Source organism: Mycobacterium nebraskense (assembly GCF_002102255.1).
Classification (GTDB): domain Bacteria; phylum Actinomycetota; class Actinomycetes; order Mycobacteriales; family Mycobacteriaceae; genus Mycobacterium; species Mycobacterium nebraskense.
The window spans coordinates 36,702-48,365 of record NZ_LQPH01000026.1 but is presented as its reverse complement, the minus strand read 5'-3'; the positions used below and the strand labels follow the sequence as shown (position 1 = coordinate 48,365).

Here is an 11,664-nt window from a genome sequence, read left to right as displayed (position 1 = left end):
AAGCCTTGCCTAGCAACATATTTGGAGAATTCTAGGCCGCTAGTCCACTTAAGCAGATAAGCAGTACATGCGTTCGAGTACTCGTGAGGAGATTGCGGCGGACTACGCCGCGCTGCGCGAGGTCGTCTCACGCATCGGCGGGCACTCTTACGACGGGTTGACCACCCCGGAGCGCTTCACGTACCTCGAATCTCTCGAACGCGAGATGAGGCGGCTGCCGGTGGCCGGCCACGAGCTGATCAACCAGATCGAGTGCCAAGCCACCCCCTCCGAACTCGGTGGCAAGCTCGCTCACGTGTTGGCCGACCGCCTGCGCATCACCCGCGGCGAAGCGAGTCGCCGGATCAAGGACGCACGCGCTCTGGGAACGCGACAGACGCTGACCGGCGAGCCGCTGGCGCCGCGGTATGCGGCCGCCGCGGCCGCCCAACGCGCCGGACGCATCGGCGCCTCCCACATCGCCGCCATCCACCACTTCTTCGACGAGCTGCCCTGCTGGGTCGATGCCCCGACCCGCGACGCCGCCGAGGCAGACCTGGCCCGCTGGGCGAGCGAGCAGCGCCCAGAGGGCCTGCGCAAAGCCGCCGACCGGCTGACCTGCTATCTCAACCCCGACGGAAAGTTCAACGACGAAGACCGCGCTCGGCACCGGGGACTGACCTTGGGAACCCAAGACAGCGACGGCATGTCACCGGTGCGCGGGTGGCTGACGCCCGAAGCCAGAGCCACCTGGGAAGCGGTGTTCGCCAAACTGGCCGCGCCCGGCATGTGTAATCCTGATGACGACGCGCCGGTGGTCGACGGTGCCCCGCCCGAAGAGGCGGTGCAGCGCGACACTCGCACTGCGCCTCAGCGTAACCATGACGGCCTCAACGCCGCCCTGCGCGCGATGCTCGCGAGCGGAAACCTCGGCCAGCACAATGGGTTACCGGCGGCGATCGTCGTGACCACCACGCTCAACGACCTCGAAGCCGCGGCGGGTAAGGGCTTGACCGGTGGGGGCACCTTGCTGCCCATGTCCGACGTCATCCGCTTGGCCCGCCACGCCCACCACTACTTGGCGATCTTTGACAAGGGCAAACCGCTGGCGCTGTATCACACCAAACGACTCGCCTCACGCGGTCAACGAATCGTCTTATACGCCAAGGACCGCGGCTGCTCAGCCCCAGGCTGCGACGTACCCGGCTACTACTGCGAAGTCCACCACGTCCAAGACTGGGCCACCACGCACCAAACCGACATCGATCAACTCACCCTGGCCTGCGGAACCCACCACCGACTCCTCGACAAAGGCTGGTCCACCCGAAGGCGCGCCGACGGGGACATCGAATGGATCCCACCACCTCATCTCGACTACGGGCAGCCGCGCACCAACACGTTCCACCACCCCGAGAAGCTGATGTCAGACGGGGACGAGGACGACCCCTAGCTAACCGGCTTGCTTAGCAGGCGGGCGGTAGAAGATCACCAGCTGGCCGATCGCCCCGGCGAGGCCGAGCACGACCGAGATCACCAGGCCGCGCCAGCCGTCCATCCAGTTGTGCCCGAACACCACGTAATCCAGGCTGAGCTTTCCGGCGCCCAGGGTGGCGATGGCGACGGCGCTGACCGCCAGGACCAGGTTGTATTCCCAGCCCTCCTTGACGATGAAGAAGCCGTTGGCGCGGTGCACGGTCCAGGCCGCGACCAGCATCAACGACACGAAGCCCGCGGCGGGGATCGGTGTGAGCAGCCCCGCGGCCAGGCCCAGCCCGGCGGCCATCTCGGTCGTCGCGGCCACGGTGGCGTGGAATTTGCCCGGCTTCATGCCGATGCTTTCGAACCACCGCGCGGTGCCCGGGATGCGGCCACCACCGAAGAACTTGTTGTAGCCATGCGCGGCCAAAGTCACGCCCAATACCAGCCGCAGGATCAGTAACCCGACGTCGTAGGGAGTCATACCTGCAAACCTAGATCATGGGGCGGACCGGATAACAGGAGCGCCGAGCAGCTAACTCCGGTGATCCGTGTGGGAACATTGCGGGCGTTCCGACTTTGGCCCATCGGCAGCTGACCAGAAGGGGGTGCACCACGGCGCGTATCGCACGAGGCAGCGGCGCCCGCCGTCATGCGTCTGGGCTCGCTTCTGACGGGCATTCCGTGGTGTTACTGGACGGCACAGCGAGTCACGCCCGACAGCTGCTGGGCAACAAGGGTCACGGCATCGAGGTGATGCGCCGGCACGACCTGCCGGTGCCGCCGGCGTTCTGTATCACCACCGAGGTGGGCCTGCGGTACCTCGCCGATCCCGGGGCGACGATGGACGCGGTCTGGCACGACGTGCTCGACCGGATGAGCTGGCTGGAAGCGCAAACCGCGCGCACGTTCGGGCGAGGTCCGCATCCCCTGCTGGTCAGCGTGCGCTCGGGGGCCACCCAGTCCATGCCGGGCATGATGGACACGATCTTGGACCTCGGCATGAACGACGACGTCGAGCAAGCGCTGACCGCGGCCGGTGCCGCGGCGTTCGCCCGCGACACCCGCCGGCGGTTCGACCGGATGTACCGGCGCATCGTCGGGGTGGACGAACACCAGCCCGTGCCCGCCGACCCCTATGCACAGCTACGCGCCGGCATCGAGGCGGTGTTCGCCTCGTGGAACTCGCCTCGCGCGGTCGCCTACCGCGCGCACTCCGGCGTCGACGATCAGAGCGGCACCGCAGTCGTCGTCCAGGCGATGGTGTTCGGCAACAGCGGCCCCGATTCCGGTGCGGGCGTCCTCATTTCGCGCAACCCCATCACCGGTGACAACGCACCGTTCGGGGAATGGCTACCCGGCGGCCAGGGCGACGACGTGGTGTCCGGATCGGTCGACGTCGAACCGATCACCGCCCTACGCGACGAGCAGCCAGCTGTCTACGACGAGTTGATGGACGCCGCCCGCAGATTGGAGCGACTCGGGCTCGACGTTCAAGAGATCGAGTTCACCGTCGAAGACGGCAAGCTGTGGCTGTTGCAGACACGGGCCGCGGAGCGGTCGGCGCAGGCCGCCGTGCGCCTGGCGCTACAGCTACGGCACGAGGGGCTCATCGATGAAGCCGAGACGCTGCGCCGGGTGACCCCGGCGCACGTACAGACGCTACTGCTGCCCGCGCTACAACCCGAAATACGCTTGGCCGCAAATCTTTTAGCCAAGGGCCTACCGGCCTGCCCGGGCGTGGCGTCGGGTAAGGCATACACCGATGTCGACGAGGCGCTCGATGCCGTCGAGCGGGGCGAGTCAGTGATCCTGGTGCGCGACCACACCAGACCGGAAGACGTCTCCGGCATGCTCGCCGCGCAAGGCATCGTCACCGAGGTCGGCGGCGCCGCCAGCCACGCCGCAGTGGTCAGCCGCGAACTCGGCCGGGTGGCCGTGGTGGGGTGTGGGCACGGAGTCGCCGCGTCGCTGGCCGGCAAGTTGATCACCGTCGACGGCGCCGAAGGCGAAGTGCGCGAGGGTAATCTGAGCCTCTCCGCGTGGTCGGAAAGCGACACGCCCGAATTGCGGGAGCTGGCCGACATCGCGCGACGGATCAGCCCGCTGCGCGCCCACACCTCCGGTTGCCATATGCGACTGGATGACGCCGCGGAGGCCACGGTGGCGGCGGCGATGCACAGCGGGCATGCCGACGTCGTCTCGGCCACTCCGCTGATCGTCATGCTGACCGCGCTGCGCCTGGCGGGTGAGACCACGTCATGACCGAATTAGCTGTGTTGCAAGCGGTTCGGCTGAAAGGCCGGGTCCGTCCCGCCGACCTGGCCGCGACCCTGAACGAGGACCTTGCCGACGTCACGACAATCGTCGAACAGCTCACCGCGGCGGGCCTACTGGCCGACGGTGCGACGGTGCGGATCACCCCCGCCGGGCGCGAGCGGCTCGCGGCGCTGCTCGGCGAGGAGCGCAGTGCTGTCGACCGTGCCGCAATGGCCGCCGCTTACGACGACTTTCGCTCCGTCAACGCCGATTTCAAATCCGTGGTGACGGATTGGCAGCTCAAGGGCGGACCCGGCGGCACTCCCAACACCCACGATGACGCGAAATACGATGCCGCCGTGCTCACCCGCCTCGACGATGTGCACGCGCGTGTGCTGCCGATCATCGAGGTGGCCGCGGCGCAGCTGCCGCGGTTGAGCGCCTACTCGGCGAAATTGGTTGTGGCACTGGGCAAAGTGCGGGACGGTGAGACCGCCTGGCTGACCAGGCCGCTCATCGACTCCTACCACACCGTGTGGTTCGAGCTGCACGAGGAGCTGATTTCCGCCGTTGGCCTGACGCGCGCGGAGGCGGCCAGATCCGGCGACGCGCAGTAGCTACAGCGCCGCGTCGAGCAGCCGCAGGTAGGCGTCGATGTCAGGAACGGCCGACTCCGCCGCGTGCACGCTGACCGCGATGGTGTCGCCAATCCCGTGCACACCGTGCGTCAGCCCCATCACCGGCGACAGTGCCGGGTAGCCGGCCGTCAGCACCACCCGCGCGTCCCCGAAGGTCAGGTCGGCCGGCCCGCGGTAGACGCTGGACACCACGGTGTTGCCGGACACCTGCTCCGGGCGGATATCGAAGTCGAATTGTGCTACACCCCAACGCAATAGGGCCGCGGGCACCGCGGCGAAAGACCGGTCGGCGTAGCGCGTCGCCGGGTGCGCGAAGCGACGCCGGCCGTTGGCCAGCTCCGCCGCGATCCGCTCGGCGCGCGCCTCCAACCCCAGCTTTGGATACAGGCCCACCGTGACGTTCCCGAAGTGGTTGTACGCGTGCGGCGCACCGGGTTTGGCCACCGGGACCTCGGCACCCAGCGTATCGGCGGCATCACCCAGCAGCCGGGACAGCGCCGTGGATATTGCCGTCAGCGCGCCCACGGTGACCGTAGGGCCGCGCACCTGCTTGCGGTGTCGCACCAGCGTCCGCACCGAGCGGGCCGGGCCGGGGCGCGCATTCGTCGGCAGCAGGGGTCGGGGACCGGCCCCGGGGGCCAGCAACCCCGCGCGGGTGTCGCGCTCCAGCCGGCGATGCGCACGAACCGCCTGGGCGGCGCGCCACGGCAAGAACCCGGCCCGTAGCCGTCGCACCGGGGGCACGGGATCTGTTCGGCCGAACAGCCAGCCGGCCATCGCCGATGCCCGTGCCCCGTCGGCCAGGGCGTGCGCGACCTGCATGACCGCCACGGTCCCCGGTCCGGTGACGCCCGGGATGCCCAGCACCGGGGTGAAAACGTGCAGTCGCCAGGGCATCCGGCGAACGTCCAGTTGGTCACCGGCGAGGGCGACGACGGCCGCCAGGCAGCCGGCCCAGGTCTGGTCGTCGAGGTCGTGGCGGACCACCTGGTCGGGCCTGACTGCCGCCGGTACCCACTGCGGGTAGGTCAGCGGTCCACGATCGCGGACCCGCAGCGTCAGCTCCGGGCAGGCGCGCGCCCGCCGGCAGAGTTGCTCGACGACCGCCGGGTAATCCGCGGGCTCACCGTCGAACGCGTACAGCAAGAACTCGTCGTTGGGAATCTTGGCCGACATCCAGTAGAACTGCGCATCGACGGCGGCCATCCGCTGCGCGGCCATTCAGCGGGGTGAGCCGATGAACCCGAGCACCAGGTCGGCGACCTTGTCGGGCTGTTCGAGCTGCAGGAAGTGCCCCGCGTGTTCGACGATGGCCACCTCGCTGCCCGGCGGCAGCACCTTCTCCGCCCAGCGGGCGAAAGCCGGTGTCATGCAGCCATCGTCGCGGCCATGCAGGTACAGGCAGGGCCACACGGGTTCTTCGGTCCACAGCTCGTTCAGTTGGGCATACTGCGCCGGCGGCGGGGTGTTGCGAATCGTCGCGCGGTACGGTCCCAGCGCCGCGCGCCAGCTCTCCGGCGTCCCGATCGCCGCGTCGACGTGGCGCAGATCCTCGTCGGCACGATATCCCGGCGACCACCGCCGCCACAGCAGCGGCACCACCCAGGATGCGGAATGTTCTGGCAGCAAAGGGAATTGGAAGTACATGATGTACCAGCTGCGCAGCAGCTGACGCGCCAGATGGCCGGCCAGCCGCCCCCGATCGGCCGCGCCTGCCTTGCGACGAAAGGCCGCCGAAGGGGGCACCGACATGATCACCGCCTTGGTGAACGGGCTATCAGGCATGGCGGCCAGGCCGGTGGTCGCGATCGCACCCCAGTCGTGGCCGATCACCACGTCAGCGTCGGTGCCGCCCGCTGCTGAGCGCACCCGTAAGGCGTCGTCCATCATCGCCCCGACGTGATAGCTGCCGTCGGCCGGAATCGACGACGGCGCGTATCCGCGCATGAAGGGCGCCACCACCCGCCACCCCGCCTCGACGAGCCGGGGAGCGATCTTGCGAAATCCGTACGGTGTGTCGGGGAAGCCGTGCAGGCACAACGCGATGGGGGCATCGCGTGGCCCCCAAGTGAGTGCCTTCAGGTCCCCAGCAGGGCTGGGCACGTCGATCCACCCTGGTTCACCCATATTGACTCCCTGCTCGGCGCGTCCGCACGGACCAACCTAACGCGTGCGGGTCAAAGACGCACCGACCGCATGCCACAAGTGGTCAAATGGTAGCTGCGGCAGGGAGTTTCGTTACATCTGTGCGGCGGCTCCTTCCAGCTCGGCGATGACGATCTTGCGCATGCCGTACATCGCTTGGGTGGCCGCCGCCGCGCGAGCCCGATCGGGATCGCCGATCAACTCGTAGAGCCGATCCGGGACAATCTGCCAGCTCAGGCCGAACCGGTCTTTGCACCAGCCGCACTGCGATTCCTCGCCGCCATCGGTAAGCCGATCCCAGTAGTAGTCGACCTGGTCCTGGTCCTTGCAGTGGATCGTGAAGGAGACCGCCTCGCTGAAGTGGAAGTGCGGACCTCCGTTGATCCCGATGAACCGGGTGCCGTCCAGCACAAAGCTGCCCGACAGGACCGTGCCCGGCTCGCCGGGTCCGGCCTCCGTGGTTCGGTTGAAGCCCTCGACGTGCGAGTTCGGGAATACCGAGGTGTAGAACCTCGCCGCCTCCTCCAAGTCGTGGTCGAACCATAACGACGGGGTGATCGATGGCATGGGCCGCGGCCTCCTTATCGGCTCGTTGGTGTTCTCACCGATAGACCCCGGCGAGGGCGAAAACTCATCGCGTCGTCGCCCCGGCGAACGGTGCTTATACGCACTATGTAACGTCAGATCGCATGAGTGCCGTCAGCAGCGTCCCCCAGACGGTCGAGTTTTCCGGCGCCGGGGGGATCACCCTGGTCGCCGACGAATGGAATCGCGGGACCGGCGGCGCGGGACGGCCGAGTGTCCTCATGCTCCACGGTGGCGGCCAGAACCGGCATTCCTGGAAAAACACCGGGCAAACCCTCGCCGACGAGGGCCTGCACGTCGTGGCGCTCGACAGCCGCGGACATGGTGACAGCGATCGCGCACCCAACGCCGACTACGACGTCGAGACCTTGACCGCCGACGTCCTGCAAGTGATCGGGGCCATCGGCCGGCCGGTGATGATCATCGGCGCGAGCATGGGCGGGCTGACCGGGATCCTCGCCGCCCACCGGGCCGGGCCCGCCGAGGTGACCCGATTGGTCCTCGTCGACGTGGTGCCCCGATTCGAGAAGGGCGGCAGCGCCCGGATTCGCGATTTCATGATCAGCGGCCTCGACGGTTTCGAGTCGCTGGAGCAGGCCGCCGACGCCGTTGCCGACTATCTCCCGTACCGAGACAAGCCGCGCAGCCCCGAGGGGCTGAAGAAGAACCTGCGCCTACGCGACGGCCGCTGGTACTGGCACTGGGACCCGGCGTTCATGACCAAGCCCGGCGACGATCCCGAGCTGCGGACCGAGAAGTTCGAGCAGGCCGCGAAGAGCCTGTCGATTCCCGTCCTGCTCATCCGCGGGAAGCTGTCCGACGTGGTCAGCCCCGAAGGCGTTCGGCATTTCCTGGCCAGCGTGCCCCGCGCGGAGTTCGTCGAGCTGTCCAACGCCGGGCACACCGCGGCCGGCGACGACAACGACGCGTTCAGCGACGCCGTGGTGAAGTTCGTCAAACGCCACTAACTGCGACGGCGGCGACCCGCTTCGCCCCCGCTAGTTCGCCGGCTTCTCGGCGTGCCCGCCGAACTGCTTGCGCATCGCCGACAGCACCTTGTTGGCGAAGTCATCGAGTGAGCGCGAGGCGAAACGGGACTGCAGCGCGGTCGTCAGCACCGGCGAAGGGACTCCCTCGTCGATCGCCGCGATGGCGGTCCACCGCCCCTCCCCGGAGTCCGAGACCCGCCCGGAGAACTCCTGCAGATCGGGCGAATCGTGCAGCGCGATCGCGGTCAGGTCCAGCAGCCAGGAGCCGATGACGCTGCCGCGGCGCCACACCTCGGCGACCTCGGGGATGTCGAAGTCGTATTGGTAGAACTCCGGATTCGACAGCGGCGCCGTTTCGGCATCACCCTGCTGCACCTGCTTGCCGACGTCGGCGTTGCGCAGGATGTTCAGCCCCTCGGCGAGCGAGGCCATCATGCCGTACTCGATGCCGTTGTGCACCATCTTGACGAAGTGCCCGGCGCCGGACGGTCCGCAGTGCAGGTAACCCTTTTCCGATGGTGCGATCTCGCCGTCGCGCCCGGGAGTGCGCGGCGCCGCGTCCACCCCGGGCGCGACGCTGGCGAAGATCGGCTCCGCGTGTGCGAACGCCTCCTCGTGGCCGCCGATCATCAGGCAGTAACCGCGTTCCCGTCCCCACACGCCGCCACTGGTGCCGCAGTCTAGCAAATGAATCCCCTTGTCGGACAAGGTCTTTGCGTGCTTAATGTCGTCGCGATAGTACGAGTTGCCGCCGTCGATGACGATGTCGCCGGACTCCAGCGTCTTGGCCAGCTCCTCGATGACTCCCGTCGTGATAGTTCCCGCCGGCACCATCACCCAGACGACCCGCGGAGCGGTCAGCTTCTCGGCGAGCTCCTGCAGGGACGACGCTCCGGTGGTCCTCTCCTCCCCCGCCATCGCCTTGACCGCGTCGGGGTTGTGGTCATAGACCACGCATTCGTGCCCGTCCTTGGCGACGCGGCGAACGATGTTCGCGCCCATCCGGCCAAGGCCGATCATCCCGAGCTGCATCTCTTCCTGTTCTCCTTACTGTGACGACGTGTGCTTAGGCAGCCACGGCTGTTGCCAGCTGCGATGACCATGCAGCAGCGACTGCGCCGCCTCGGGTCCCCAGGAGCCCTGGTCGTAGTGATGGATCCGGCTCGGCTTGTCCAGCACGGGTTGCACGATCCGCCACGTCTCCTCGATGGCGTCTTCCCGGGCGAACAACTGGCGGTCCCCGGTGAGCGCGGCGTAAAGGAGCCGCTCATAGGGCCGCACGGCCTCCCCGAGATCCTCGGCGAACGAGGAGTCCAGGTGGACGTCGTGCCATTGGTCGCCGGCTTGGGCGGACAACTGCAGCCGCATCCCGGGATCGGGATCGATGCGCAACACGATCTGGTTGGGCTCGGGCGGCCGGCGATTGGGCAGGAACGAAAATCCCGGGACGTGGTGGAGGAACATCCGCACCTCGGTGACCTTCTCGGGCAGCGCCTTTCCGGCGCGCAGGAAGATCGGCACCCCGGCCCAGCGCCAGTTGTCGATCTCGGTCCGCAGGGCGATGTAGGTCTCGGTTTGCGAATCCTTCGCCACCCCGTCGACGTCGGTGTAGCCACGGTACTGGCCACGCACGCAGCGCTCGGGATTCAGCGCCGGCATCGCGCGGAACACCTCGGCCTTCTTGTCGTTCAGGTCATCGGCGCTGGGACCGACCGGGGGCTCCATCGCGACCAGCGCGAGCACCTGGAGCAGATGGTTCTGCACGACGTCACGCAGGGTGCCCACCGCGTCATAGAACTTGCCGCGGTCCTCGATGCCGAAATCCTCGGCCATGGTGATGTGGATTTCGGAAATGCTGTCGCGGTCCCACAGCTTGGCCAGGCCGTTGTTGGCGAAGCGCAGGTACTGCAGTTCTTCGACCGGTTGCTTGCCCAGGAAGTGGTCGACGCGCAGGATCTGGTCCTCGTCAAGCACCGCGCGCAGGCGGGCGTTCAGGTCGCGCGCCGAGGCCAGGTCGTGGCCGAACGGCTTTTCCACCGCGACGCGTGCGCACTCCAGCAGGTCGGCCTTGGCGAGGTTTTCGACGATCGGCGCGAACAGAGACGGCGGCATTTCCAGGTAGTACAGCGGCCGGCAGTCCTTGCCGATCTCCTTGGCGAGCTGACCGTAGAGCTTCTCGTCGGTGACGTCGCCGTGCAGATAGGACAGCCGCCCCGCGAGCCGGTCGAACACCGCGTCGTCGAACTTCTCACCGGACGCTTTGATGGCGTCGCGCGCCCGCTCGACGAGCTTTTCGAGGGGGATGTCGTCACTGGCCACGCCGATGATCGGGATGTCCAACATCTCGCGAGCCTCGAGGCGGTACAAGGCGCGGTAGGTCATCTTGCGCGCCAGATCACCGGTGATGCCGAATATCACCAGCTTGTTCGACGAGTTGTCACCGCCGTCAGCCAAGCCCGCACCTCCGAAAGTCATCCGATCGGCTCTAGAGACTCACTACCCGCGGCGGTCGGACCCTAACACTAGACACCACAGACAAGGCCCGACAACCGCAAGCCGTCGCGGCCTTGGCAGGATGCTTGCGTGGGTGATGCGCTGCATATCACGGTCTACGTCCTGGCCGCCGTTGCCGCCGTCGAAGCCGTCGCACTCACCGTGCTGTCGCGGCTGCTGGTGCGCAGCCGCCAGGAGATCGACGAGTTGCGACACCGGACCGACACCCGCAGTTGGTTGCTGTCGGGTGGGCGCGAGGCCCTCAAGACCGTGTGGAACACCGCCAACGTAGTGCGCAAGGAGGGCTTCGGTGCGGCCGTGCGCAGTTCGATAGAAGACCTCGCCGACTGGGCGGAGGTGGAGCGGCCCGACCTGGCGCGCGTCACGCCGGACGGCCGGGTGGTGATCCTGTTCTCGGACATCGAGGAATCCACCGCGCTCAACGAGCGCATCGGCGACCGTGCCTGGGTGAAGCTCATTGCGGCACACGACAAGCTGGTGTCGGACCTCGTGCGGCAGCGGTCCGGTCACGTGGTGAAGAGCCAGGGCGATGGCTTCATGATCGCGTTCGCCCGCGCCGACCAAGCGGTGCGGTGCGGCATCGACCTGCAACGTGCGCTACGCAGGGACGCAAAACGCAAGCGGCACGAGGAGATTCGGGTTCGGATCGGCATCCACATGGGTCGCTCGGTGCGCCGCGGCGATGATCTGTTCGGCCGCAACGTCGCGATGGCGGCGCGGGTGGCAGCGCAAGCTGTCGGCGGCCAGATCTTGGTGAGTCAGCCGGTGCGAGATGCCCTTTCCGGCTGTGACGACATCCACTTCGACGGGGGGCGCGACGTCGAGCTCAAGGGTTTTTCGGGCAGCTATTGTTTGTTCGCCGTCGAGGCCCCGGCCGATCCCGATTTGGACTGAAAGCCCTCCTCGTCGTATTCGGCCAGTCGCTGGTGCAGGCGGGACCGGACCTCGTCGGCCGTGTACGCGCGTCGTTTGCGTTGGTCGCGAACCACCAGCGCGCCCCCGGCGACGACGCCGGCGACGCCGGCCAGTCCCAGCCATTTCCACACATTGCGCATGAACACAGAGTATTCACGCTGTGA

At 67.6% G+C, this 11,664-nt stretch carries 12 protein-coding genes; 5 read left to right on the top strand and 7 right to left on the bottom strand.

Translation table 11 applies throughout. The features are described from left to right. Positions 1-67: 67 nt before the first annotated feature. Positions 68-1,429 carry an HNH endonuclease signature motif containing protein gene (locus tag AWC17_RS03685; RefSeq protein WP_046186543.1) on the top strand — a complete coding sequence of 454 codons (1,362 nt, stop codon included), beginning with the start codon at positions 68-70 and terminating at the stop codon, positions 1,427-1,429. Here the strand turns inward: AWC17_RS03685 and AWC17_RS03680 are convergent, their stop codons facing one another. Then, on the bottom strand, positions 1,430-1,939 hold the full coding sequence (locus AWC17_RS03680; RefSeq protein WP_046186542.1) for a DoxX family protein: 510 nt from the start codon (positions 1,937-1,939) through the stop codon (positions 1,430-1,432). Between the two features lie 200 nt (positions 1,940-2,139). On the opposite strand from AWC17_RS03680, the gene AWC17_RS03675 reads away from it, so the two are divergent. Next, the gene (locus AWC17_RS03675) at positions 2,140-3,720 is read left to right on the top strand and encodes a pyruvate, phosphate dikinase (protein WP_046186541.1); all 1,581 of its coding nucleotides are present in this window, start codon (positions 2,140-2,142) and stop codon (positions 3,718-3,720) included. Next, positions 3,717-4,331, top strand: a complete 615-nt coding sequence (locus AWC17_RS03670) for a winged helix DNA-binding protein (RefSeq protein ID WP_046186540.1) — start codon at positions 3,717-3,719, stop codon at positions 4,329-4,331. The genes AWC17_RS03675 and AWC17_RS03670 overlap by 4 nt, the downstream gene beginning before the upstream one ends. On the opposite strand, the gene AWC17_RS03665 is transcribed toward AWC17_RS03670, so the two are convergent. From AWC17_RS03665 to AWC17_RS03655, 3 genes are all read right to left on the bottom strand, one after another. Then, entirely contained in the window at positions 4,332-5,573 is a 1,242-nt protein-coding gene (locus AWC17_RS03665; protein WP_085164246.1) for a WS/DGAT domain-containing protein, read from the bottom strand. It abuts the gene before it with no gap. Further along, positions 5,574-6,479, bottom strand: a complete 906-nt coding sequence (locus AWC17_RS03660; protein ID WP_046185564.1) for an alpha/beta fold hydrolase — start codon at positions 6,477-6,479, stop codon at positions 5,574-5,576. A gap of 111 nt (positions 6,480-6,590) precedes the next feature. Continuing rightward, the gene (locus AWC17_RS03655) at positions 6,591-7,064 is read right to left on the bottom strand and encodes a VOC family protein (RefSeq protein ID WP_046185563.1); all 474 of its coding nucleotides are present in this window, start codon (positions 7,062-7,064) and stop codon (positions 6,591-6,593) included. A gap of 122 nt (positions 7,065-7,186) precedes the next feature. Between AWC17_RS03655 and AWC17_RS03650 the strand changes: the two genes are divergently transcribed. Further along, the gene (locus tag AWC17_RS03650) at positions 7,187-8,050 is read left to right on the top strand and encodes an alpha/beta fold hydrolase (RefSeq protein ID WP_046185562.1); all 864 of its coding nucleotides are present in this window, start codon (positions 7,187-7,189) and stop codon (positions 8,048-8,050) included. Between the two features lie 30 nt (positions 8,051-8,080). On the opposite strand, the gene gnd is transcribed toward AWC17_RS03650, so the two are convergent. Both gnd and AWC17_RS03640 read right to left on the bottom strand, forming a co-directional pair. Further along, on the bottom strand, positions 8,081-9,103 hold the full coding sequence (gene gnd / locus AWC17_RS03645; protein WP_046185561.1) for a phosphogluconate dehydrogenase (NAD(+)-dependent, decarboxylating): 1,023 nt from the start codon (positions 9,101-9,103) through the stop codon (positions 8,081-8,083). Between the two features lie 15 nt (positions 9,104-9,118). Beyond that, complete coding sequence (locus AWC17_RS03640; protein WP_046185566.1) at positions 9,119-10,525, bottom strand: glucose-6-phosphate dehydrogenase; 1,407 nt, start codon at positions 10,523-10,525, stop codon at positions 9,119-9,121. Positions 10,526-10,654: 129 nt separating this feature from the next. On the opposite strand from AWC17_RS03640, the gene AWC17_RS03635 reads away from it, so the two are divergent. After that, positions 10,655-11,479: an adenylate/guanylate cyclase domain-containing protein gene (locus AWC17_RS03635; RefSeq protein ID WP_046185560.1), complete on the top strand. Its 825-nt coding sequence runs from the start codon at positions 10,655-10,657 to the stop codon at positions 11,477-11,479. On the opposite strand, the gene AWC17_RS03630 is transcribed toward AWC17_RS03635, so the two are convergent. Next, positions 11,431-11,640: a hypothetical protein gene (locus tag AWC17_RS03630; RefSeq protein WP_047323742.1), complete on the bottom strand. Its 210-nt coding sequence runs from the start codon at positions 11,638-11,640 to the stop codon at positions 11,431-11,433. The two genes, AWC17_RS03635 and AWC17_RS03630, sit on opposite strands and share 49 nt — an antisense overlap. Positions 11,641-11,664 lie beyond the last annotated feature (24 nt).